The organism is Catelliglobosispora koreensis DSM 44566, from assembly GCF_000379685.1.
Classification (GTDB): Bacteria; Actinomycetota; Actinomycetes; order Mycobacteriales; family Micromonosporaceae; genus Catelliglobosispora; species Catelliglobosispora koreensis.
Genome location: NZ_KB903253.1, coordinates 111,149 through 134,974, shown reverse-complemented (window position 1 = coordinate 134,974; position 23,826 = coordinate 111,149). Strand labels below are relative to the sequence as shown.

The following is a 23,826-nucleotide window of genomic DNA, read 5'->3' as shown; positions in this document are numbered from 1 at the left end:
GCTCTTTCGGGACTAAGAAAAAAGCGAGCGGGCAAAGGGCAAGGCGGCCTCGCGGTCGGCCAGAACGAGGCCAGCGCGGGTGCGGCGGTCGAGAAGGTCGGATTCATCAAGAGCGCCTTCGTGTCGCACCGCCCACTGGAGTTCGCCGGTGGTGACTCCGGGGGCGACCTCTTCGGTTCCCATGGCGGCCACTAGTGGGGCCTCGGAGCCATAGCGGGCAGCGAGACGAGCGGGCGCGTCCACGTTGGACGGTCCGGCGCCAGGCAGGGCAAGGGATTTGGTCACGCATCCGCTGGCGGGAAGTTTGGCGAGCTTGACCGCCGCGTTGACGGCGTGCTCGGCCATCCGGCGATAGGTGGTGAGTTTGCCGCCGACGATGGTGACCATGCCGTCTTCGGAGACCACGGCGTGACGGCGAGACAAGTCGGCCGACGCCCCTGGGGCGGCCAGCAAAGGCCGCAGCCCGGCGAACGTTCCCAGCACCTCGTCGCGCCGGACCGGCCGGTGCAGCACGGAATTGAGCACGCTGAGCAGAAAGTCGACGTCCTGTTCCGGTGCGACGGGAACGTCAGGCAACGGACCGTCAACCGGATCATCAGTGATACCAACGTAAACGCGCTCGTCGTGTTGCGGGAGCGCGAAGACGTACCGTGAGGTCGATCCTGGCACGGGCACGGTCAACCCGGCGCTGAGTCCATTGAGGACACTCTTGTGCAGGACGAGATGGGAGCCTCGCGACGGACGCAGACTTAACGAAGGCGCCAGTGACGCGGCCCATATCCCGGTGGCGTTGATGACCACGCGCGCCTTGATGTCGAAGGAAGATCCCGTGAGCTCATCGCGCAACTGGTTCTTCGATACCGCCCGGCACCGGGTGATGATCCGTGCGCCATGCCCGGCGGCGGCCCGCGCGAGCCCCGTGACGAGCCGGGCATCGTCACACAACTGACCGTCCCAGGACAGCAAGCCGCCGCGTAACCCTTGTGGCTCAAGCGCTGGCACGATCGCCCTCGCCTCCACCGCCGACAGTCGCCTGGGCTTGGGCAAGACGCCCCTAGGCGTTCCGGCTGTGAGGCGCAAGAGGTCACCTGCCGCCATTCCGGCGCGGGCGAGGTGAATCATGGACTTGGAGACGCCGGCCGCGGCGGGCAGCAGCATCGGCAGGGGACGCACGAGGTGCGGGGCGATGCGGGTCATCAGTAGCCCACGCTCTACGGCGCTCTCCCGCGCGATGCCAACGTCGCCCTTGGCGAGGTAGCGCAGTCCGCCGTGGACGAGTTTGGAACTCCAGCGTGAGGTGCCGAAGGCGAGGTCGTGCGCGTCGATCGCGGCGACGGTCAGCCCACGGCTCGCGGCGTCCAACGCGACGCCCGCTCCGGTGACACCGAGGCCGACGACGAGGACGTCAACCTCACTTTCGGCAAGCTCTTGCAGCTCACGTGCCCTTCTGACGGCATTGAGCGACTGCGACGGGTTGCGGCGGTGTGACATCACGTGCCACTCTGTCACAGTGACGGAAGAGAGTCCAGAGCGCTGGGGTGGATGGGGCGATCCGGCGAAGGCGGCCCCCCTGCCCGACAAACTGCGCCTCATGCTGGGGCTAGAAGGTCAGTCTCCGGGCGTGCCGCTCGAGGAGGTGACGGTCGCACCGCCGCGTTTCGACGTGAGCGGGCTCACCGCGATCGTCGGCGCCGAGCACGTGCACACGGATGCGTTGGCGCGAGCGCGCTTTGGCACCGGAAAGTCCACTCCCGACCTGTTGCGTCAGCGGGCGGGCGACGTGACGACCGCTCCGGATGCCGTCGTGCGTCCCGGTTCACATGACGAAGTGCTGGCAGTGCTTGCCTACGCGGCCAGCGCTGGGCTCATTTGCGTGCCGCACGGAGGGCGAACCTCGGTCGTGGGCGGGCTAGTGCCCGAAAGCTCAAGCGCCACAGGCACCGTAGCGATCGACCTCACGCGGATGAACGCGTTGCTTGACGTTGACCCGGTTTCACGGACCGCGACCCTGCAAGCCGGCGTTAGGGCGCCCGATGCCGAGCGATTGCTTGCTGAGCATGGCTTTACACTCGGGCATTTCCCGCAGTCGTTTGAATACGCGACGATTGGCGGCTTCGCGGCGACGCGTTCGTCGGGGCAGGCGTCAGCTGGCTACGGCCGGTTCGACGCGATGGTCGTTGGCCTGACCGTGGCGACCCCACGAGGCACCATCGAAACGGGCCGTGCCCCGGCGAGTGCCGCCGGACCGGATCTGCGGCACCTGTTCCTGGGCTCGGAAGGCGCTTTCGGGATCATCACCTCGGTGACCGTGCGCGTGCGGCCGGTCAAGCAGCTGGCCTATCAGGGCTGGCGGGTGGAGTCGTTCGCCGACGGTCTCGAGATCGTCCGCAAACTCGCCCAAGACGGCCCGTTGCCGGCTGTCCTGCGGCTATCAGACGAGATGGAAACGATGCTGCAGCACTCGGGCGAGGGCTGTTTGCTCATCACCGGCTCGGCCGGCGATGTGTCCGTCCCGGGCGCTGAACCGCTGGGAGAGGAGCCCGGCGAAAAGTGGCTGCGCGGGCGCTACGAAGGACCGTACCTTCGCGACAGTCTGCTCGACGCCGGAGCGTTCGTCGAAACCCTTGAGACAGCAGCGTTCTGGTCGCGCATCCCGGCCCTTTACGCGGCCGTGAGAGAAGCCATCACGGACGCTTTCGTGCTGTGCCACGTGTCGCACGTGTACGAAACCGGTGCCTCGCTTTACTTCACCGTTGTGTCGCCGTCGATGACGCTCGACGAGTGGACCCGCGCCAAAGCCGCCGCGAGCGACGCCATCCTCGCCGCTGGCGGAACCATCACGCACCATCACGGCGTCGGCACCGACCACCGAGACTGGTACGTCCGCGAGGTCGGCGCGCTCGGCATCGAAGCGCTGCAAGCGGTCAAGCGCGCCCTCGATCCAAACGCGACACTCAACCCCGGCATCCTCCTGCCACCCGTTTAGAAGGCCGGCCGCTGATGCGGCCGGCCCGGTGTGCGTCCTAACTAGACGGATCAGATGCCGCAGGAGCTGGCGGACCAGAACTGCGACGACTTGTGCGCGACGTGCGTGTGGTCGCTGTGGCCCGCGTAGCCGGGACCGAGGATCTCACGCCAGCCGTGGTAACGCGCGCGTTGAGCGAGCGTGCAAAACGACGGGCTGCCAACCATGTCGACCGCGTCGCCGTATAGATGACGGCTCGAAGCTGAGCCGCCGACGGCGTTGTTGCACGCGTAGCTGCGGAAGCCGCTCGTGACCACGATGGGAACGTCGCCGAGCGCGTGACGCAAGGCTTCTAGTTTCCACATGTTCACGCGGGCATTGGCTTTCGCTGTCGCGGCCGAGACCGCGCCACCTGACCAGTCTGAGTTGCATTTGTTCAACTCGGCATAGGTGAAGTGGATGGTCGTGCAGTCGTTGTCCTGCAACGCGTAGATCTTGTTGTACGTGGCTGCCCCGGCGATGCCATCCGCGGCAAGGCCCCAGGCCTGCTGGAAGCGAATGAGCGCGGAACGGGTCGCGGAACCGAAGTCGCCATCGAGAGCGAGCACCGCACCGTAACCGGGGTAACCGGAAATGCGGATTTGCAGCTCTCTGACGTCGTTTCCGGTCATGCCCTGGGAAAGGTTGCGTCCCCAGGTGTAGCAGCCATCGGCGTGTGCGGCGGTGGATGTGCCGAAGATGACCGTCACCGAGGTGATGATCGATAGGAGGACGGCGGTAAGTGCGCGGGTAAAACGCATGGAACCTCCACATCGGACGGGGGAAATCCGGTGTCATCGATCCTTGCGCTGGGGTGGGTAGTTGTCAATTATTTTCTTTGGCGTACGGAACGTGAAGAAAATAAACGCGAAGAGGCACGGGCGGTAGCCGTCAGGCTTGAGCCAACCAGGACGCCAAGGGCGACTGAGACGACGGTGAGGAAGGCCGTCACCAAGCTCGACGTGGGGTTGCCGACCGTTTGGCCGACCAGGCTCGAAACCTGAGCCAGGCCAAGGGCTCCCGGCACCAGCAGCCAGAAGGCGGGCAGCGAAGCCACCTGGGCTGGCGGTCCTTGCAGACGCTGCACGAGGGTCGCCACCGGGACGACGAACAGGCCGCCGGTGAACGCGCCGAACAGTCCGCTCGCGGTGGGATCGTCGGGAATGGACGCCCCGCCTTTCTGCGCGCCCCAAGCGATGAAGAGCATGACCAGCAGCCAGGGCAAGGAGCGCTTGGGAGCTGAACTGTTAAAGAACATGCCGACGCCGAAGATGAACACACCTAGAACGGGCACCCAAGGCTTGCCGGACAGGTCGGCCAGTTGATGCGACAGGTCGACGATCGGGGTCCACCAGCCAGTCAGCGCTAGCTGCTCCGCGGATGGGGGGACGGCTAACTGAGTACCAGCGAAAATCCCGAAGGTTAAAAGCAGAAGCATGTAGACGCCGGAAACGATGCGGCTTGCCCCGCTGATCATCGATCTGGTCGCCATCTCTTGCGCGCCAAGGGTAAGCGCCGCCCCGGGCAGGAACGTCACCAGAGGCGGGATGACGAGCTGGTTCGGATCGATGGACAGATAAGGCGCGTAGGCGTAGGCCAGACCAGTCACGAGGGCGGCGGCCGCGACCGGCAGGGCCAGCGAGAGCACCTGGACCCGGTCTGCGACCAGGCGCAGCAGCCCGACGAGCAGCCCTAGCCCAGCGAGCAAGATGAGCGCCGACACCTCGCCGGTCAGCAACAGTCCAAGGCCGACGGTCAGCACCGTGTGCCCCAGCACTTGCACGGCCGCGTTGAAGCGCGGCTTGGCTTCAACGATGATCTCCAGCCGGTCGATCGCCTCGGCCGGCGGGATCGGGCGCGCTTTCACCTCTTCGATGAGCTTGTAGAGACTGTCCACTTGGTCTAGCCGCAGGGGCGGACCGTCAGCGTTCATGAAGTCTGTCGTGACCGACCCGTCCTCGCTGACGACGCGCACGAACACACCCGTTGGCACGACAAGGAATTCGACGTCGCCCTCGCCATAGGCGTCAGCGAGGGCCTCCATCTCCTCGGGGATGCGGCTAGCCGCCTCACCCGCGAGACACAGGGCGACGCCGCAGCGGCGCAAGAACTCCAGAAGGTCCGGGTCTCTGGTCACCATAAGAGGGTAGCGAGGATGCTCCGTCGTCCAGCGCGGGGAAGGGATCGCAGAAAGCCGGGAAGACACCTTTGAGGTCGTTGGCCAGTTTCGATCGTACGACTTGGGAGGTTAGTACAAATACCTTAATCTGTTTCATGTAGACAGTAAGACAGGTAGAGCCCGGTATACCTACCGGCTTCGCCTTTCTTCCACAGCGCAGCGTTTGCTTCTGGCCGAGTGGGATAGATGTCGCTGGGTTTGGAATCATTGTGTCGAGCAGTCTCGCGCCGCGCACAATGCTAAAGAAGAGTGTGGCCCAGCGCGGCTAGATAAGATGCTGACCGGCTGGCGTGCCGAGTACGAATGGCTGGGTGCAGGTGCATCAGTGCCGCAGCAGCAGATCATTCGAGACTTCGCCAGGTCCCGCACGAAAGCGCTCAAAGACATCAAGGCGCGTCTTCCTCAGCAGCAGCGGGCTGGGATGCCAGGCTTTAAGAAAAGAGATCTGGCAGCGCCGACACTCAATTACACGCTGCGTGGCTTCCGCCTCAAAGAGGGCCAGCTGTATCTGGCAGGCGGAGTCGTCCTGAGCGTTGTCTGGTCGCGCGAGCTGGCCGCCGGTGCGTCCAGCGTACGGGTCTACCGTGACAGTCTCGGGCACTGGTATGCCTCGTTCGTGGTTAAAGCGATAAGCGAGCCGCTGCCCGCTACCGGACGGGTGATCGGCATCGACTGGGGGGTGAAAGAAGTTGCTACCACGACTAGCGACAGTCACGACCTCCCGCACGCCACGCACGGCCAGAATGCCGCCGCAAGGCTTACCCGCTATCAGCGGATGATGGCACGCAGAAAACCTAAGAAAGGTTGCCCATCCTCGACGGGTTACCTTGCGGCCAAACGCAAAGCGGCAAAGGTGCATAAGAAGGTTGCCCGGCAGCGTCAGGACACCGCTCGCATACGGCCGTGATGTTAGGCTCGTGCACCCTGCCAACACGACAAAGGACTGCGCTAACTGCGGTGCGAGAACCAAGCACGCACTACCGCTGTCCGAACGTATCTATAAATGCATCGCGTGTGGAGCGGCCTCGCCCCGGGACAAAAACTCCGCCCGAGTGATGCTCATACGGGCTGGTCTCAACCCGGCTGGTGCTGATCGAGTAAGTCCGAGTGGCCTGCAAGGTCATCCGGCATCGTGAGCCAGGAATCCCTGGCCTTCGGACCGGGAGGAGTCAATCAGGCAGTATGCGTTACTGGTCAAATCCCATGATGAGGCAGCTCGACGTGGCGTGGGCGACCAGTTTTCCGGCCTCGTCACGCAGCTCAGACTGGGCCAGGGCGACCCGGCGGCCGCGCTGGATGACGGTGCCCTCACAGGTGAGCAATCCCGACTCGGTGGTGACCGGCCGCAGGAACTTCGTGTTCAGGTCGAGGGACGTGTAGCGCTCGCCGACTTTGAGTGTCGAGTGAACTGAGCACGCCGCACCGGTGTCGAGCAACGTGGCGATCACTCCACCGTGGACACCGCCGAGCGGGTTGTAGTGAAACTCCTGTGCCCGCATCGTCAAGCGCACGACGCCGAACTCAGCCTCGAAACTGAGCATGTCGACCAGATCCATCACGGGCGGGCGTGGCGCCTTTCCGGCGATCATCGACTGCAGTTGCTCCAGCCCGTTGAGCGTGATCATTTCAGCGAAGTCGATATCGGCCGGGTTCTGCCAGGAATAAGTCCGGCTGCGCATCTGCGTCTCGGTCATAGACTCAGCCTGGCATTGGCTTGCTGAGTCTGTCAACGAGACCTAGCCTGTGAGATATGCAACCGGTAGCGCTTGAGTGGTCCGTCGACAACTGCACCGTGGGACGGGCTATGGCAGTGCTCGGGGAACGCTGGACATTTGTGGTGTTGCGTGAGGTTTTCAATGGCATCAGGCGCTTCGAGGACATCAGGGCGCATACCGACATCCCACGGCAGGTGCTGACCAACCGGCTCGCTGTGCTTGTCGAGCAAGACATCCTGCGCCGCTCGCCATATCAGGCGCCGGGTGCCCGCGTCCGCTACGAATACAAACTCACCCCCAAAGGCCTCGACTTGTACCCGGTGCTCGTGTCCATCTGGGCGTGGGGCGACCGTTACATGGCCGACCCGGAAGGTTCCCCGGTTGAGTTCGCCCATCGCGATTGTGGCGCACAGGTGCACGCCCAGCTGTCGTGTGTGGAGGGACATCTGATTTCCTCGCCCCGTGACGTCGTTCCCCGTCCCGGGCCGGGAGCCGTAAAACGCACTCTTCCGTAGACATATATGGATCTGTCACTATGCGCTCATGCGCCGGTTCACGCTCCCCCTCGCGGCATCGGTCCTTGCCGCACTCGTCATCACCACGCCGGCCTATGCGGCCGCACCCGCCTACACCGCTTTAGGGGACTCATATTCCTCAGGTGTAGGCACTCGTGAGTACTACTCCGACAGCGGAGGGTGCCAGCGATCTCCCCACGCCTTCCCCGTCCTCGACGCGGCCCGTCTCGGTGCCGCCCTCACCTTCGCCGCCTGTTCTGGCGCCAAGGTTCCCGACGTCCTCAATGGACAACTGGGTAGCCTGAACACCAACACGCGCTATGTCACGGTGTCGGCCGGTGGCAATGACATCGGCTGGTCCTCGGTCATCGTGCAGTGTGCCAAGCCGTGGCCCTACACCTGCTGGGGCCAGATCGACGCGGCGGAGAACTACATCCGCGACACGTTGCCCGGTCAGCTAAATCAGCTGTACGCGCGGATTCGCCAACTGGCACCCAACGCCCGGGTGGTCGTCGCCGGGTACCCTCGGCTGTTCAATGGCCAGGAATGCAACGCGATCGCCCGCATCTCCCCGGGTGAGCAGTCCCGGCTGAACGCGGCGGCCGACTTGCTCGCCACGACGATCGCCGCCCGCGCCGCCGCCAACGGCTTAGCGTTCGCCGATGCTCGTGGCCCGTTCACCGGACACGCCGTCTGCGACGGTTCCGAGTGGATAAACGGGACGTCGTGGCCGCTGGGCGAGTCCTATCACCCGAACAAGTCCGGTCAGCTGGGCTACGCTGGGTTCGTCGAGGCCGCCTTGCGGGGCTAAAGAAAACGCGCCCCCGCAACGTTTCGCGGGGGCGCGCCAAGCGCTTGTCTACTTCAGGTTGCAGGTCATCGCGAGCGGTAGCGCCCAAGCGGTGACTTCCTTGGTGAACGGTGCCTCGAAGTCGGCGATCTTAACGCCCTCAAGGAACTTGAGGTCCGAGGAAGCCTTCATGCTGTCGGCGACCTTCTGGATGTCCGCCTTGACCTTGGGGTCGGTCGCGGTGCCGGCAAGTGCGGCCAGGGCGTCGGCTTCCTTGACGATCGCCGCGGTCGCCTCCTTCTTGGCGGCCTCGGCCTGCGCCTTGGCGCCAGCCTCGTTGAAGCCAATCCAGGTGCCGACGGCGGTCCCGATGGTGGTCATCATCGTTTCCATCTTCGTCTCGATCTGCGAGCACACCTCTTTGGTGTTCGGCGAGGCCGAAGGAGAGGGCGACTTGCTCTCGGCGGCCGATGGAGTGGCGGCGGGCGTGTTGGTGTTACAGGCGGCGGTCAGCGCGAGTGCGAAACCCGCGGTGAGGGCCAGCATGGTGCGGCGCATCGTGGCTGTCCTAAAAGTTGGGGGTATGGCCGCGGGCCAGCGTAGTCCAAGCGCAGGCTCTAGGCTGACCCGGTTACTGGCAAGTAAGGTAGCGCACATGGGTGCCACACATGAGGTCCTGAACCAGCCCCCGGCGCTAATCGGCTATGACGCCTTCGCCGCTGACAACGCCCTGGCCAGTGGAGTGGATCGTTATGGAGCCGAGGCCTTCGATGGCAGCTTCTTCGGCTCGGAGCAGGCCCAGGAGCTGGCGCGGCTCGCGCACTCCTACCCACCCGTGCTGCGCACCCATGACCGCTTCGGCAACCGCATCGACGAAGTCGAGTTCCATCCGGCCTGGCACGAGCTGATGCGCCGCGCGGTCGAAGCCGGTGCCGCCGGGGCGCCGTGGGCGGCTGGCGGAAGTCATGTCAAGCGCGCGGCACTGGCTTACCTTGGGGCACAAGTGGAAGCGGGCCATGGCTGTCCGATCTCGATGACCTATGCGATCCTGCCCGCGTTGCGGCACGAGCCGTCGCTCGCGTCCTTGTACGAGGCGAAGCTGGCAAGCCGTACCTACGATTTCGGGCTTCGCCCGCCTTTGGAAAAGGACGGTCTCATCGCTGGCATGGCGATGACGGAGAAGCAAGGCGGCTCCGACGTTCGCGCCAACACGACGCGGGCTGTGCCCACGGGCGATCACTATTTGCTGACCGGGCATAAGTGGTTCTGCTCGGCACCGATGAGCGATGTGTTCCTGGTGCTCGCGCAAGCGCCCGGTGGGCTGACGTGTTTCCTGCTGCCCCGTGTGCTGCCCGACGGCACCCGCAACACGTTTCGCTTGCAGCGCTTGAAAGACAAGCTGGGCAACCGGTCCAACGCCTCGTCCGAAGTGGAGTTTGACGACACCGTCGCGTGGCGGGCCGGCCCGGAAGGCCGGGGCGTCGCCACCATCATCGAGATGGTCCAGATGACACGGCTCGACTGTGTCATCGGCTCGGCCGGGCTCATGCGTGCCGCGCTCGTGCAGGCGATCCACCACGCCCGGCACCGCCGCGCTTTTGGGGAGCTGCTCGTCGACCAGCCCGCCATGACCAGTGTGCTCGCCGATTTAGCCGTGGAAAGCGAAGCGGCCACGGCGTTGATGCTGCGCCTGGCCAACGCGGTGGACACCGGCGAAGTCGCGTTTGGACGGCTCGCCACCGCGGTGGGCAAGTTCTGGGTGTGCAAGCGCGGGCCGATGGTCGCCGCTGAAGCTCTGGAATGCCTGGGCGGCAACGGTTATGTCGAAGACAGCGGCCTGCCCCGGCTCTACCGCGAAGCACCGCTGAACTCCATCTGGGAGGGCTCGGGCAACGTCATCGCGCTAGACACGTTGCGTGCCATGGCAAAGCAGCCCGAGAGCGTTTCGGCTTTCTTCGCCGAGCTGGCGCTGTCCGAGGGCGCTGACGCGCGTTTGGACGCTGCCGTCAAGCGGCTGCAAACCTTGCTGCTGACGGCGGATCAGTCCAGTGCCCGGCGCATCACAGCGCTCATGGCGGTGTGTTTGCAGGGTTCGCTGCTCGTGCGCCAGGCTCCTGCCGACATCGCTGACGCGTTCTGCGCCACACGCCTGGAAGGGGACTGGAGCGGTGTCTTCGGCACGCTGCCGCCGGGCACCCCTGCCTCCGCGATCACAGACCGGGCATTTGGGGCACGCTAGCGAACAAACGCCGAGGCGCTATCCTCGCGTGGTGGAAGCAACGCAGCGGCGCCCAGTGCGCGTGGGCATGCTCGTCATCAGCGAGTACGAGTCGGACGCGCGAGTGCGACGGCAAGCTGAAGCCCTCGTTGAGCGCGGTGACGAAGTTACCGTGCTCGCTTTGCACTCCCCGGGCAGGCCCGAGGTCGAGATGATCGACGGAGTGAAAGTCGTTCACCTGCCGACGCAGAAGTACCGCGGCGAGTCCAGCATGTCCTACATCAAGCTCTACGGCGGTTTCGCGGCCCGTGCCGCGGCGCGGATGGTGCGCTGGGGCCGCAAGTTCGACGTCGTTCAGGCCCACTCCATGCCTGAAGCGCTGGTGTTCTCGGCGACGTGGCAGCGTGCGCTGCGGGTGCCCGTGGTGCTCGACGTCCACGACCTGACCTCTGAACTGTTCTCCTCCAAGTTCGAGAACAAGAACGCCCTCATGGCCGCGGTGCGCTTCAGCGAGCGTGCCTCGTTCAAATTCGCCAACGAGGTACTAAGCCCGCACGAGAAATACGCGGAGATGCTGCGGTCGATGACCAGCACGCGCGTGACGACGGTGATGAATTGCCCGGACGACCGCCACTTCCAGGCTCGCCCGTGGAAGGGCTGGGAGCCCGGTGGCGAAGTCGTCTTCGGTTATCACGGCCTTATCGCGCCAAGGCACGGCTTGGTGCAGGTCGCCGAAGCGCTCAAGATGGTGCACGCGGAAGCACCCGCCGCCAAGATGCGCGTGTGGGGCAGCGGCGATGGCATCACGCCATTGCGCGAGCGAGTCACCGAGCTAGACCTCAGTGACGCCGTGCAACTGCCCACGAAACTGTTGCCCATCAACGAGATGACGCGCGAGCTGGACAAGATTCACGTTGGCATCCTGGCGAGTCAGCTCGACCCGTGGACCGCCAATGTCCTGCCGAACAAGCTGATGGAATACGCCGTGATGGGCATCCCGGTGATCACGTTCCGCAATCCGACCATCGAGCACTACTTCCCGGATGACGCGGTGACTTTCGTCGATCCCGCCAGCCCGGAGAACCTGCGTGAAGCGATGCTGCGTCTCATCCGCGAACCGGAGAAGGCACGCATCCAAGCCGAGCGCGCCCGGGAAGTCATGACCGGGCGCACATGGCGCTATCAGCGGGAGCACTACTACGACGTCATCGACCGGATGGCGGCCCTGCGCCGTGGCTGAGGCCGCCGTCGTGAACAGGCGTTCCGGCACGGTCATCAGGACGAGCTTGCTGTCAATGCTGGCCATCGCGGCACTCGGCGTGACGCGGCTCGTGCACAACCTGCTGCTGGCGCACGCCACCACCAAGGAGATCGTGGCGCAGGTGAGCGTCATGATCGGTGCGACGATGATGGCCGGTCTCTTCCTGCCCGGCGGTCTATCGAGCGCGGCCGGCAAGTTCATCCCGTTCCACTTAGGACGGGGAAACTCGCTTACCGCACAAGCGGTTTACCGCCTCATCTCGCGGGCCGGGCTCCTGGCGTCGGTGCTGCTGTCCTTGCTCACGGGCGCGGGGATCTACCTGTGGGGAGCGTCCATCGCGGACGCGGCGGCCACGGGTTTACTGACGCTGGCCTTCTCCCTTTACAGCATTGAGAAACAGGCGCTCTACGGTTTCGACCGGGTCGCTGGATACGTCCGGCTGGAGCTGGCGGGCTCGGTCGTCGCCATCGGCCTGATGATCCTTGTCGTGTCGGCGGGGTGGACGGCCTATCTACTTCCGCTAGCGCTCGGCTACACCGTTCTCATCTTCGGCGCGTGGTTCATGTTGCGCCGGGGCCAGCCCAAAGCACCGGTGTCCCTGGTATCGGCGGCGGAAAGACGTGAGATCTGGGGCTTCGTCGGCCTGGCCAGCCTTGGCGGCTTCGCCAGTGCCGGTCTGCTGCAAGCCCTGCCGGTCATCGCTGAGATCGTCACGTCCCAGCAAGAGGTGGCCTACTTCGGGGTATCCGTCGCGCTCGTCGCTCCGCTTTACTTCTTGCCGCGGGCGCTCAGCATGGCTTTGTTCCCGGCGATGGCGCACGCGCACGGAGCCGGCGACGCGGAGACCGTCAAGCGGCACGCCGATCTGACGACCCGGGCGCTGTTCGTCCTCCTGGCACCTCTTTTCGCCGTGGCCGTGGTGCTGGCGCAGCCGGTCCTCAGCACGCTCTATGGGGCCGAATACGCGGCTGGCGCCACGGTTCTGCAAGCGCTCCTCGTCGCGAGCTTCTTCATGGTGTCGCAAGTAGGTGCCGTGAACGCACTGTCCAGTGGGGACGCTCGCGATGTGCGGATTCCCGTAGGGTCGGCGGTCGTGGGCTGGTTCGCGGCTGTGATCGCCGCTGTGCCGCTCGGCATCTGGATCGGCGGGCTGGGCGTGGGAGCTTCCTATTTGCTGGCCGCCGTCGTCAGTGCGGCGTGGCCACTCGTGGTCATCGCCCGCCGGCATCAGCTCGCCTGGTATGGCCCAGTGATCCGCTCAGTGCTGGCTATTGCCCTCGCCGTGGCGATCGCACAATTCCTCAAAGACGGGTGGATACCGAGTGTCATCGGCGCACTTATCGCTGGTGCGGCGGCTGTCGTTGTGCTCTACAAGGACATTAGGGACATCCTCCGTCACCGCCGGTGACTAAACGATAGGTTTGCACCGCCCAAGACCTGGCTGCTAGCGTCCTTTTCGCGCACGTCTGGCGGGTCGGTGCTGCGGGATGAGGAGCTGGTGTGCAGTCGAGCGGTGTAGCTACGCGTAGTGCCGCCACCTTGCTGGGGAAATCGATCTTTGTCCTTCTGGGCTTACTCCTTGTGCTGGTCATGGCCGAAGGATGGCTCGTCACCATCTTTGGTTCGAGCCATTTCAACGCGGGTACCCAGAAAACAGTCATCGATGAGGCAGGGTGGCCTAAAACCCTCAAAAGCGTGATCTACTTCGCGCTGTTCGGCGTGACCGTGGCCAAACTCACCATCGATCGCTCCTGGGGCATGCTGCGCTCCAAAGTGGACATAGCGCTCGCGGTGCTCGCGTTGGTTCTCATCGCGGCAGGGCTGGCTGGCGGGTCGTCGGCCACCTTGATCGGCCAGGCGCTGTTCGTCTATTTCCGCGGCGCCATCGTCTTTTACGCCTGGCGCGCCCTGAAGCCGAGCTGGGAGCAGGCGCGCCCGCTGTTCTGGCTCGGGGGCGGGCTCGTGGTGCTCAACGTCTTAGCGGCCTTGTGGCAGTTCCTGGCGGGCCGTTCGGCTTACACCGCCGTCGGCTGGCCGAATCTGCAGTGGGCCGATGAGGGCCGGGCACAGGGATTCCTGCCGCACCCAAACGATCTCGGCCACGTGACCGGCCTGATGGTCCTGGGACTCGCCGCGTGGATGCTCAGCCGCGAGAACATGAAGCGGCGCTGGTGGGCGCTGTTCGTCTTGATCGCGGCCGGTCTGTCGGTTGCCAGCTCGAAACACTCGCTGCTGGCCGCTGTGGCCGGGCTCGGGGTCATCGCGGTGTTGCGGCGCGGCCGGTTCAAGCGGGCGATCGCTCTAGGGCTCATCGTCGCCGTGATCGGCGGCGCGCCCATGGCCTTCTCCCCAGAAGTGCGCTATCAGCTGTCGTACCGCTTCGAAGGGCTGTTCAACGCCCTAGGCATCAAATGGGGCAAGCCGCAGACCAGCAATGACCAGGAAATCCGCATCCTTTACGCCAAGCAGGGCGCCAAGTTGTGGGCGGCGAGCCCGGTGCTGGGTTACGGCGTCGGCCAATTTGGCGGCATCGTCGCGGTTAAAGCCGACCCAGCGTGGAATGAAGACCCTCGGTTCGTTGAAGTGCTCGGCGGCAAAGGCTTCGACAAGCTCAACTTCGAGGCGACCTCGGTCGACATGTTCTGGCTCCATTTACTCGTGGAAGCGGGAGCGCTCGGCATATTGGCCTATCTGGTCTGGCTGGGCCTGATGGTGGCGCCACTAGTGCGGTCGGCCTGGCGGGACAGGGGCGGGACTTTCCCGCTCTGGGCAGCCGGTACGGTGATTTTCGCGGTGGTTATCGCGGCGTGGTCACCCTCACTTGAGGACCCGCTCTTTCCGCCGCTTATGTTCTCGGTGCTGGGCTTCGGCTGGGCACTGCTGAGTTCAGCGGGCACCATTGGCGCGGTCGCGTCTGAAGGCAGAGAGGTGGATCGGACATGACGGGTGGATTCGCCCAGATTGGTTTTGGGTACTGGGGGCCAAACCTCGCCCGGAACCTGGGCACCCTGGCCGGGCCACGCTGGCGTTACCTGGTGGACCTGTCGCCGGAGCGGCGCGAGAAGGCGGCCTCGCTTTACCCGCAGGTGAACGTGACCGACGATCTTGACGCGGTGCTGGCTGACGATCAGGTCAGCGCGGTCATCGTCGCGACCCCGGCGGCCTCGCACGCCCCGCTAGCGCGCCGGGCCCTGGCCGCTGGCAAGCACGTCTTCGTGGAAAAGCCGCTCGCGTTGTCTACTGAAGACGCCGTCGAGCTGGCCCGCACCGCCGACGAAAAGGGCGTGACCCTGATGGTGGGTCACACGTTCGAGTTCAACCCGGCCGTGCGCGCGATGAAGGAATACATCGACTCTGGCGAGATCGGTGAGGTGCTTTACCTGCACTCGCAGCGGCTGAACCTGGGCCGGATCCAGAGCGACATCAATGCTTTCTGGTCGATCGGGCCGCACGACGTCTCGATCGCGAACTACTTGCTCGGCTCGTCGCCCCAATGGGTGTCCGCTCGCGGGGCTCGCTATCTCAATGACACGGTTGACGACGTCATGTTCGTGACCGCCTCCTACCCGGGCGGCGTCCTCGTGCATATGCACGTGAGCTGGCTCGACCCGTCAAAGACCCGCCGCACCACCGTGGTGGGCTCCAAGAAGATGCTGGTCTATGACGACATGGACCAAGACGGCCGCCTGAAGATCTTCGACAAGGGCGCCGATCGCCTCGACCCTGACGCTTACGGCGCCTACCAATACCGCCTGCGCGATGGGGCCATGCACGTGCCGTCGCTGCCGATGGTCGAGCCGCTGTCGACCGAGCTGCGCCACTTCATTGAGTGCGTGGACACGGGCCGCCGTCCCGACGTCGACGGATGGAACGGTGCGCGGACCGTCGCCGTGCTCGAGGCGGTCGACCGTTCGCTGCACGCCGATGGCGCCCGCATCGATATCGGGACCGTCCAATGACGATCACCCTGCCCAACTTCCTGAGCCCGGAACCGGAGAAGGAGAACCCGGCAGCGCCGGCAATCCCGCTTCCGGCCGAGCCCGAAGCGGCCATCACCGGCGCCACGACGCTCAGCAAAGCCGTGACAGTCCCGCTCGGTGAAGGTGAAGCAGCAACGCTCAGCCAGGAAGCGGCCGTCAACGAAAGCGAGGCCGCGGCTGAAAGCGCGGTTGCGGCAGAAGGCGCGGCGTGGGTAACACGGCAAACAGTGGTAGCGGGTTCGCGGGAGTTGGGGCTCTACCGGGGAATGCGGTTCATCCGCCGCTTCGAGGAGACACTGCTTGGCCTGTTTGAGGAAGGCATCCTCAACGGCACCACGCACGCGTGCATCGGGCAGGAAGCCGACGCCGCCGGGGTCATCGAGCATCTGCGCGAGGGCGACCACATCTTCAGCAACCACCGCTGTCACGGCCACTATCTCGCTTGGACGGGCGATGCCCTGGGCTTGATGGCCGAGATCATGGGCAAGGAAGCCGGTGTCTGCGCCGGAATCGGTGGCAGTCAGCACATCTGCGCCGAGGGCTTCATGTCCAACGGTGTGCAAGGGGGCATTTTGCCGACCGCGGCAGGGATCGCCCTGGCGAAGAAACTCAAGGGCGAAGACACGATCAGTGTCGTGTTCATGGGTGACGGGACGCTGGGGGAAGGTGCTGTCTACGAGACGCTGAACATGGCGTCGCTGTGGGAGCTGCCGTTGCTGATCGTGCTGGAAGACAACGAGTGGGCCCAGTCCACGCCGGTCGCGCTGAACACCGCGGGCAGCATGCGGGCGCGGTTCGAAGCTTTCGGATTGCCAGTGTCCGAAGTGGAATCCACGGACGTCTTGGAAATCAGCTCGCACGCCGAAGAACTCGTCGAAGCCGTGCGCACCACCGGCAAGACCCACGTTTTGGTCATCCACACTTACCGGCTGTGCCATCACTCCAAAAGCGACGATCACCGTCCCGAGGAGGAAGTCGCGCTGCGCTGGCAGACCGAACCGCTTGCCGTGCACCGTCAGCGGCTCGCCGAAGCCGACTGGCAGGCGATCGACGCGTCGGTGGAAGAAGAGCTGGCAGGCATTGTCGCGAAGGCGAGGGCGCTGCCGTGATTTTCGCTAAAGAGCTTGGCGCCGCACTGCGCGAATCCCTGGAGACCGATGAGCGGGTCGTGCTGATCGGGGAAGACATCATCGACCCCTATGGCGGGGCGTTCAAGGTGACCCGGGGACTATCGACGGACTTTCCGTCGCGGGTGCGCACGACGCCGATCTCCGAGGGTGCCATCGCCGGGTTCTCGGCCGGCCTGGCCCTCGCCGGGATGCGCCCGATCGCCGAAGTCATGTTCGGCGACTTCATCACGCTGTGCTTCGACCAGATCGTCAATCACATCACCAAATACGAGGCGATGTACAACGGCAAAGCCACGTGCCCGGCGGTGTTCCGGGTGCCGAGCGGTGGGCACCGGGGTTACGGCCCGACGCACAGCCAGAGCCTGGAAAAGCATTTCTTCGGAGTACCCCATCTAAGGGTTGTCGCGGCAAGTCTCTTCCATGACCCGCGTGATGCGTTCCGTGACTTTTTGAGCCAGAACACCCCTGTGCTTTACGTCGAGCACAAACTCCTCTACCCGCAGCACATGCGGCTCGCACCCAACGGCCTTATCACCACACGAGAAGGCTCAACGGTTCGCCTGTCAGCTGTGCCCCGCGAGGATTGCACCGCAACGGTTTTGGCCTACGGCTATCAGGCCGGGCTGGCCGCCGACATCGTGGAAAAGCTCGCGGTGGAAGAGGAAATCTTCGTCGAGCTGCTCGTCCCGGCCGAACTGTCGCCGATGGACTGGGCTCCGGTAGAGGTGTCCGCCAAGGCGACGGGAAGCCTTGTCACGGTGGAAGAAGGCACGGCGGGCTGGTCCTGGGGCACCGAGGTTTCCGCGGTCATGTCGGAGCGCCTGTTCGGGTTGCTGCGCCGCCCGGTGAGTGTCGTCGCCAGCGAGAAGACTGTCATTCCGTCCTCACGTGCCAAGGAAGGCCGCATGCTCGTCGGCTCGCCGCAGATCGAAACCGCCATCCGGGAGGCCGCCAAGTGAAGCCGGTCATCATTCCCACGCCCGACGTGAACAGTGAGCATGGCGTTGTCGTGGCCTGGTTCGCCGACAACCACGCGTGGGTGGACGCTAGCGCCGATCTGGCCGAAGTCGAGACCAGCAAAGCGGTTCTCGAAGTCACCGCGCCGGACAGCGGCTACGTCCTGCACTTGGCCAACGTCAAGGACGAGATCACGCTGACGGCTCCCGTCGCGTTGCTCTTCGATGACCTCGACGCGCTCAAGGCACACGAGGCGGCCCTTGCCGCGCAACGCGAAGCGCTGAAGGCCGAAGGCCCGCGCGCGAGCCTCAAGGCGATCCAGCGAGCCGAAGAGCTCGGCATCGATCTGTCCACACTGGACAGTTCGCATCTGATTACGGTCAAAGACGTTGAGGCCGCGTTCGCCGCTATCCAGCCGGTGGACTACAGCGACCTGCCACGGCCGTTGCAAACAAAAGAAGGCGTGCAGCGGGTTCTGCTGATCGGTGGCGGACTCGGGGCGACCCAGGTCATCGACATCTTCGCCGGGTCAACGACACAGCAGGCCGTCGCGGTTCTCGATGACAAGCGCGACAAGTGGGGAAGCGACGTCGTCGGCGTGCCCGTCGTCGGTGGTCCGGACCGGCTCGCCGCGCTGTGGCAGGAGCAAGCTTTCGACGCCGCGGTCATCGCCATCAGCACCAGTGTCGCCGCGCGCAAGAAGTTCCGTGAACTCTGCGAAAAGCTCGGCATCCCGCTGGCTAACGCGATCGACCCCACCTCGAAGATCGCGACCGGCGTCGTCATCGGCACCGGCAACGTCATCTGCGCCTTCTGCCACTTCGGCTTCGAAGCGCAGATCGGTGACAACAACTTCTTCTCGGCATACAACTCGTTCGACCATCACAACGTGATCGCGAACGACTGCTCAACCGGTCCTGGAAACCTGACCTCTTCGCGGGTCAAGTTGGGTAACCAGGTGCGGCTGGGCACCGGTATACACATTGAACCCGGCGTCGAGCTGGGAGACCGGGTTCAAGTGGCGTCCGGAGCGACCATTGTCCGTTCTGTTCCCGCAGACCATGTCGTGAAGACCAAGGTTGTGACGACCACCGTCGTCCCGGCCCGGAGCAAGTAGGAGTAAAGCGTGTCTAAGATTCCCCTGGTCGATCTCAAGGCGGGCTATGCCCGGCAGAAGGCCGAGATCGACGCGGCCATCCAAGAGGTCGTCACCAACACCCGGTTCATTCAGGGCAAGGAAGTCAAGGACTTCGACGCCGCTTACGCCGCGTTCTGCGGCACCAAGCACTCCATCGGTGTCGGCTCGGGAACGGCCGCCCTGCACCTGGTGCTCGCCGCGCTGGGCATCGGCCCGGGCGATGAGGTCGCGGTGCCGGTGCACACGTTCATCGCCACGGCTGAGCCGGTGAGCTGGCTGGGCGCCAAGCCCCGCTTCATCGACGTGGACCCCGAGACCGGCAACATGGACCCGGCCGAGCTGAAAGGCTTGATGGACGGCGTTTCCGCGGTCATGCCGGTGCACATTCACGGCCGCCCGGTCGACATGGAGACCATCTCGGCCATCGCCGCCGACGCTGGCGTGCCGGTCATCGAGGACGCCGCTCAGTCTCAGGGCGCTGAGATCATCAAGACCGACGGCACCGTCGTGCGCGCCGGTGGTTACGGCATCGCGGGCTGCTTCTCGTTCTTCCCGGGCAAGAACCTGGGCGCGTTTGGTGACGCTGGTGGCATCACGACGAACGACGACGACTTCGCGGCGAAGCTGCGGATGCTGCGCGATCACGGGCGCACCACCAAGTACTCCCATGAGATTGTTGGTTATGCCCATCGCCTCGACACCCTGCAAGCGGCGGTGCTCAACGTCAAGCTGACCACTTTGGACGCGGGCAACCAGCGCCGGCGTGAGCTCGCAGGGCTGTATTCGCAAGCGCTGCTTGGCATTGGCGACCTGCGGCTGCCGCCGGTGACGCCGGGCCAGGTGTCGGTCATGCACCACTACGTCGTGCGCACGCACCACCGTGACGCGCTTCTGGCTTTCCTGAAGGAAAACGAGGTCGAGGCGGGCATCCACTACCCGATCCCGCTGCACCTTCAGCCTGCCTACGCGTTCCTCGGGCACAAGGAAGGCGACTTCCCGGTGGGCGAGGCCTACGCCAAGGAGTGCCTGTCCCTGCCGATCTACCCGGAGCTGACCGAAGAGCAGCTGGAGCGGGTCGTCGCGACGGTCAAGAGCTTCTTCGAGACGGTATGACGAATCTTCGGGTCCTGGCTGTCACCAACCTCTGGCCGGTTGGTGAGAGCTTCCGTGGCATCTTCGTCAAGGAGCAGATCGAGGCGCTGCGGCGGCTCGGTGTGCACGTTGACGTCGAAGTTGTCGCGCAGGCACGCGGCAAGGGGGACTACTTCCTTGCCGCGCAACGGATCCGGTCTTTGCTCAAGCGCGGTCGCTACGACATCGTGCACGTCCACTATGGAATGTCGGCTCTGGCCGCACGGCTCGCGGGCGGCACCGTCCCCCGCGTGCTTTCGCTCTACGGCAGTGACATCAACGTCGGCTATCAGCGGGCGCTCACTAAAGCCGGGCTCAAAGGTGTGTCGGCGCGCATCTATGTCTCGCAGAACCTCGCCATCAACGCGGGGGAGCCTAACGGGACGGTCATCGCCGACGGCGTTGATTTCGAGCTGTTCAAGCCGGGCGACCGGCTGGCGGCCCGCGACCTTTACGGCTTTTCAGAAAGCGAACGAGTCGTCTTGTTCGGTGGCCACCCGGATAACTGGGTCAAGGGATACGACGTCTACAGCGCCGTGCTCAAAGAGCTGCAGCAGCGCGGCATCAACGCCCGTGAGCTGACGATCGTCGGCCCGAACCAGCCGCGTGCGGCGGTGCCGGGCAAGTTCGACGCGGCCGATGTGCTGCTGTTCACGTCACGCAAAGGCTCTGAGGGTTCGCCGAGTGTCATCAAAGAGGCGACGGCGATGAACCTTCCCGTGGTCAGCGTCAACGTTGGCGACGCGGAGAAGCTGCTCAATGGCGTCGAGCCGTCAGAAATCGTTGATTTTCCAGAGCCTTGGGGCGATGAAGAAGCCAAGGCTAAACTGATCCGCTTACTGGCTGACCGCACGGCTGATGTGCTGGCGGCGGGCAGCCGCTCAAATGGGCGGGAACAAAACGCATGGTTCAGCTCCGAACAGGTGGCTGAGCGTGTCCTCGAGGTGTATCGGCAGGTGCTTAACAAGTGACCGAGAAGGACGTTTGGCTAGTCACGGGCGGTGCCGGTTATATCGGCGGGCACACCGTCGCCCGGTTGCACGCGCAGGGGCACGCGGTTGTCGTGCTCGACGATCTGTCCAGTGGGCTGGCGCACCGCGTTCCTGACGGGGTGCCGTTCGTGAACGCCGCGGTGCAGGACCTTGCGGCCGTCGCCGAAGCGTTGCGTGAGCACAAAGTCACTGGAGTCATCCACTTCGCGGCGAAGAAGTCCGTGCCCGAGTCGATGGCTGACCCGATCCTCTACTACCGCGAGAACCTTGGCGGCATGACCAGCCTCCTCGGGGCAATGGTCGAAACCGGGGTGAAGAAGATCGTCATCTCCAGCACCGCCGCCGTTTACGGCATGGTGCAGGACCCGATCGTCACCGAGGACACGCCAACGGCGCCCATCAATCCCTACGGGCACACCAAACTCATCTGCGAGCAGATGGTGCGCGCGGCGGGCGAGGCGCACGGGATCTCGTGGCTGGCGTTGCGTTACTTCAACGCCGTCGGCGCCGATGACCCGGCCCTGGCCGATCGCGGCATCTCCAATCTGTTCCCGCTCATCTTCCGGGCCTTCGCCGCTGGCAAGCCGGCCCTGGTGACGGGCGACGACTTCGACACCCACGATGGCACCGGTGTGCGCGACTACATTCACGTCGCCGACCTCGCCGACGCTCACGTCGCCGCGGTCGAGCGGCTGAACAAGGGCGCCGCCGCTGACTTCTACAACGTTGGCACCGGGCAGGGCTACTCCGTGCTTGATGTGCTGGCGGCACTGCGTGAGGTCACGGGCGAAGAGGTTCCGTACACGGTTGGCCCACGCCGCCCCGGTGACCCCGCCTCGGTGGTGGCCTCCGTCGAGCGCATCCGCACCGACCTCGGCTGGTCGGCTCAGCGCGATCTCATGGACATGGTTTCTTCCGCTTGGTCAGCGCGGAAAGCGCTGGAACTGTCCGCTTAAGAAAGGGTCTGTCTCCGTGGCACCTCAGTATCAGTTCCAGTCCGGCAGCGATGTGCGTCCCTGGGCCAACAGCGTGCGCGCGGCGGTTCAGCGTCTCGCGTTGCCGGCCCGGGTGGCCCTGGTGCCCACGCTCACGTCGACGGAAACGCAGCGTGGCTGGCGCGAGGAGCAATACTCACTGCGGCGTCCCGATGGCACGGCTTTCTCAGTGAGCGTTCGCCGCCCTGACGACACCGCCATCTACCCGGCCGTGATTGGCGTCGATTCTGGGGCACCGCTTGGCGATGGGCTCATCTCGGTGAGCATGCCGGCAACGGTCGCCCCTGAGCGTGAGCAAGAGCTTGTCCTCAATGGACGGTCAGTTCTGGCTGCCGCCGTTGACGATGTGCTCGCGGTGCGGGAGTGGCTAAGCGACGGTGGGATCAACCAGATCGGTCTGGCTGGCGGCGAAACCGCTCTGCACGCGGCACTCGTGCTCGGCGGCTCCGAGCCGGTCGCCTTTGAGCTGCCAGTTCAGCCTTACCTCAACAGCGGTTACCTTGCCCTGCCGGGCATCCTGCGGGTGGCCGATCTGCCCGACCTCGTGGCGGCGCTCGCCCCGCGCCCGTTGTATTTGCGGTCCGCGCACGAGACGGTTACGGCCGCCTATGGCGACGGCCCGCTGACCGTTGGCGGGCCGACCGTCGACTTCTTCAAGGCCGCCTTCGCCACTGAGGCGAAGTTCAGCATTCCGCCGCTGAAGGTGCTCTTCGACATCTCGGCCCGTGTAGAAGTGGCCGACAACCTCGACCAGGTGCTCGCCAGCGGGATGCTGACCCAGGGTCAGCTCGTCGGCAAGTTTGAGAAGCTAGCCAACAAATTCACCGGTTCCGATGACACGATCGCGGTGTCCACGGGGACGGCGGCGTTGGATATCGCCTACCAGCTGCTCAACGTCACGGGGCGCACGGTCCTGGTACCAGTCAACACGTTCTTCGCCACCGCGGCCTCGGTGGAGCGCAATGGCGGCAAGGTGGAATTCGTCGATATCGAGCTCGACGGCTTCGGTATGGACCCGATCGCGCTGCGGTCTGCTTTGGAAAAGCACGACGACGTCGCCGCCGTGGCGGTCGTGCACATCGGTGGCATCGTCGCGCCGTCGTTCCGCGAGGTGCTCAAGGAGTGTCAGGCGCGCGGCATCCCGGTCATCGAGGACACCGCGCACGCACTGGGCGCCTCTTTGGACGGTCAGCTCGCCGGATCCTTTGGCGCCATGGGAACTTACAGCCTGCACCCGGCTAAGGTCGCGACCTCCGGCGAAGGAGGCCTGTTCACGGCTGTCTCGGCCGAGCACCGCGACGCCGCCCGCAAGCTGCGTGACCACGGCAAGATCTCGATTTCGCAGAACATCCACGACCGCCTCGGCAACAACTGGCGGCTCAGCGAGGTCCACGCGGCGGTCGGCCTGGCCCACTTCGCCCGGCTCGACGAGCTGCTGGAGATGCGCCGCGCCCTGGCCAGCTGGTACGACGAGCACCTCAACACGGTGCCGCACGTCAAGCGCTACGACATCCCGGCTGGCGTCGAGAGCAACTACTACAAGTACATGGCGTTCCTCGACCCGTCGATCGACCGCGCTGAGCTGAAGAAGGAGCTGCGCGAAAAGCACGGCGTCTCCCTGGCTGGCGAGGTCTACGACGTGCTGCTGAGCGACCAGCCTTACTACGCTTCACGTTTCGAGGGCCGGACCTTTGAAAAGGCACTCTGGTTTACGAAACACCACATTTGCCTGCCCGCGTTCCCGTCAATGACGACCCGTGAGCAGGAGCATGTTCTAAACGCCCTGCGTAGTGTTCTATCCTGACCCGCAAGCCGGCAACA

22 protein-coding genes are annotated in these 23,826 nt (G+C 64.8%); 17 read left to right on the top strand and 5 right to left on the bottom strand.

The genetic code is table 11. The annotated features are described in order from the left end of the window. Positions 1–12: 12 nt before the first annotated feature. Positions 13–1,491 carry a glycerol-3-phosphate dehydrogenase/oxidase gene (locus A3E1_RS0114395; RefSeq protein WP_020521482.1) on the bottom strand — a complete coding sequence of 493 codons (1,479 nt, stop codon included), beginning with the start codon at positions 1,489–1,491 and terminating at the stop codon, positions 13–15. A gap of 100 nt (positions 1,492–1,591) precedes the next feature. On the opposite strand from A3E1_RS0114395, the gene A3E1_RS0114390 reads away from it, so the two are divergent. Then, positions 1,592–2,986, top strand: a complete 1,395-nt coding sequence (locus A3E1_RS0114390) for an FAD-binding oxidoreductase (RefSeq protein ID WP_083929503.1) — start codon at positions 1,592–1,594, stop codon at positions 2,984–2,986. Between the two features lie 50 nt (positions 2,987–3,036). Here the strand turns inward: A3E1_RS0114390 and A3E1_RS0114385 are convergent, their stop codons facing one another. Both A3E1_RS0114385 and A3E1_RS40240 read right to left on the bottom strand, forming a co-directional pair. Then, positions 3,037–3,765, bottom strand: coding sequence for a D-Ala-D-Ala carboxypeptidase family metallohydrolase (locus A3E1_RS0114385; protein WP_020521480.1), 729 nt, complete (start codon positions 3,763–3,765; stop codon positions 3,037–3,039). 68 nt (positions 3,766–3,833) lie between these two features. Continuing rightward, positions 3,834–5,141: a threonine/serine exporter family protein gene (locus A3E1_RS40240; protein ID WP_157631513.1), complete on the bottom strand. Its 1,308-nt coding sequence runs from the start codon at positions 5,139–5,141 to the stop codon at positions 3,834–3,836. Positions 5,142–5,271: 130 nt separating this feature from the next. Between A3E1_RS40240 and A3E1_RS47930 the strand changes: the two genes are divergently transcribed. Then, positions 5,272–6,090 carry an RNA-guided endonuclease InsQ/TnpB family protein gene (locus A3E1_RS47930; protein WP_281167376.1) on the top strand — a complete coding sequence of 273 codons (819 nt, stop codon included), beginning with the start codon at positions 5,272–5,274 and terminating at the stop codon, positions 6,088–6,090. Positions 6,091–6,100: 10 nt separating this feature from the next. After that, positions 6,101–6,319 carry a zinc ribbon domain-containing protein gene (locus A3E1_RS49130; protein ID WP_211215928.1) on the top strand — a complete coding sequence of 73 codons (219 nt, stop codon included), beginning with the start codon at positions 6,101–6,103 and terminating at the stop codon, positions 6,317–6,319. A gap of 51 nt (positions 6,320–6,370) precedes the next feature. Here the strand turns inward: A3E1_RS49130 and A3E1_RS0114370 are convergent, their stop codons facing one another. Next, positions 6,371–6,877, bottom strand: a complete 507-nt coding sequence (locus A3E1_RS0114370; protein WP_020521477.1) for a PaaI family thioesterase — start codon at positions 6,875–6,877, stop codon at positions 6,371–6,373. 56 nt (positions 6,878–6,933) lie between these two features. On the opposite strand from A3E1_RS0114370, the gene A3E1_RS0114365 reads away from it, so the two are divergent. Together A3E1_RS0114365 and A3E1_RS0114360 are read left to right on the top strand one after the other, a co-directional pair. Further along, positions 6,934–7,413 carry a winged helix-turn-helix transcriptional regulator gene (locus A3E1_RS0114365; protein ID WP_020521476.1) on the top strand — a complete coding sequence of 160 codons (480 nt, stop codon included), beginning with the start codon at positions 6,934–6,936 and terminating at the stop codon, positions 7,411–7,413. Positions 7,414–7,441: 28 nt separating this feature from the next. Next, positions 7,442–8,224 carry an SGNH/GDSL hydrolase family protein gene (locus A3E1_RS0114360; RefSeq protein ID WP_020521475.1) on the top strand — a complete coding sequence of 261 codons (783 nt, stop codon included), beginning with the start codon at positions 7,442–7,444 and terminating at the stop codon, positions 8,222–8,224. Positions 8,225–8,272: 48 nt separating this feature from the next. Here A3E1_RS0114360 and A3E1_RS44670 read toward each other — a convergent pair whose 3' ends face one another. Continuing rightward, positions 8,273–8,761, bottom strand: a complete 489-nt coding sequence (locus A3E1_RS44670) for a hypothetical protein (protein WP_020521474.1) — start codon at positions 8,759–8,761, stop codon at positions 8,273–8,275. Between the two features lie 97 nt (positions 8,762–8,858). On the opposite strand from A3E1_RS44670, the gene A3E1_RS0114350 reads away from it, so the two are divergent. The 12 genes from A3E1_RS0114350 (at position 8,859) to A3E1_RS46070 (ending at position 23,809) form a co-directional block, all read left to right on the top strand. Next, positions 8,859–10,442: an acyl-CoA dehydrogenase family protein gene (locus A3E1_RS0114350; RefSeq protein WP_020521473.1), complete on the top strand. Its 1,584-nt coding sequence runs from the start codon at positions 8,859–8,861 to the stop codon at positions 10,440–10,442. A 31-nt stretch (positions 10,443–10,473) separates the two neighbouring features. Next, positions 10,474–11,661, top strand: coding sequence for a glycosyltransferase (locus A3E1_RS0114345; RefSeq protein WP_157631512.1), 1,188 nt, complete (start codon positions 10,474–10,476; stop codon positions 11,659–11,661). Between the two features lie 10 nt (positions 11,662–11,671). Then, positions 11,672–13,090: a lipopolysaccharide biosynthesis protein gene (locus A3E1_RS0114340; protein WP_157631511.1), complete on the top strand. Its 1,419-nt coding sequence runs from the start codon at positions 11,672–11,674 to the stop codon at positions 13,088–13,090. A gap of 182 nt (positions 13,091–13,272) precedes the next feature. Beyond that, positions 13,273–14,625: an O-antigen ligase family protein gene (locus A3E1_RS0114335; RefSeq protein ID WP_157631510.1), complete on the top strand. Its 1,353-nt coding sequence runs from the start codon at positions 13,273–13,275 to the stop codon at positions 14,623–14,625. After that, a complete protein-coding gene (locus tag A3E1_RS0114330) occupies positions 14,622–15,641 on the top strand; it encodes a Gfo/Idh/MocA family protein (RefSeq protein WP_020521469.1) in 1,020 nt (339 codons plus the stop codon). Before A3E1_RS0114335 ends, A3E1_RS0114330 begins: the two co-directional genes overlap by 4 nt. Continuing rightward, on the top strand, positions 15,638–16,771 hold the full coding sequence (locus tag A3E1_RS40230) for a thiamine pyrophosphate-dependent dehydrogenase E1 component subunit alpha (protein ID WP_020521468.1): 1,134 nt from the start codon (positions 15,638–15,640) through the stop codon (positions 16,769–16,771). Before A3E1_RS0114330 ends, A3E1_RS40230 begins: the two co-directional genes overlap by 4 nt. Next, positions 16,768–17,751 carry an alpha-ketoacid dehydrogenase subunit beta gene (locus A3E1_RS0114320; RefSeq protein WP_020521467.1) on the top strand — a complete coding sequence of 328 codons (984 nt, stop codon included), beginning with the start codon at positions 16,768–16,770 and terminating at the stop codon, positions 17,749–17,751. The genes A3E1_RS40230 and A3E1_RS0114320 overlap by 4 nt, the downstream gene beginning before the upstream one ends. Continuing rightward, positions 17,748–18,866, top strand: coding sequence for a hypothetical protein (locus A3E1_RS0114315; protein WP_020521466.1), 1,119 nt, complete (start codon positions 17,748–17,750; stop codon positions 18,864–18,866). The genes A3E1_RS0114320 and A3E1_RS0114315 overlap by 4 nt, the downstream gene beginning before the upstream one ends. A gap of 9 nt (positions 18,867–18,875) precedes the next feature. Further along, on the top strand, positions 18,876–20,000 hold the full coding sequence (locus tag A3E1_RS0114310; protein ID WP_020521465.1) for a DegT/DnrJ/EryC1/StrS family aminotransferase: 1,125 nt from the start codon (positions 18,876–18,878) through the stop codon (positions 19,998–20,000). Further along, positions 19,997–20,989 (top strand): glycosyltransferase, encoded by a 993-nt coding sequence (locus tag A3E1_RS0114305; RefSeq protein ID WP_020521464.1) that lies wholly within the window; start codon positions 19,997–19,999, stop codon positions 20,987–20,989. The genes A3E1_RS0114310 and A3E1_RS0114305 overlap by 4 nt, the downstream gene beginning before the upstream one ends. Beyond that, on the top strand, positions 20,986–21,966 hold the full coding sequence (gene galE / locus A3E1_RS0114300; protein ID WP_020521463.1) for a UDP-glucose 4-epimerase GalE: 981 nt from the start codon (positions 20,986–20,988) through the stop codon (positions 21,964–21,966). The genes A3E1_RS0114305 and galE overlap by 4 nt, the downstream gene beginning before the upstream one ends. Before the next feature lie 16 nt (positions 21,967–21,982). After that, positions 21,983–23,809: a DegT/DnrJ/EryC1/StrS aminotransferase family protein gene (locus A3E1_RS46070; protein ID WP_020521462.1), complete on the top strand. Its 1,827-nt coding sequence runs from the start codon at positions 21,983–21,985 to the stop codon at positions 23,807–23,809. Positions 23,810–23,826 lie beyond the last annotated feature (17 nt).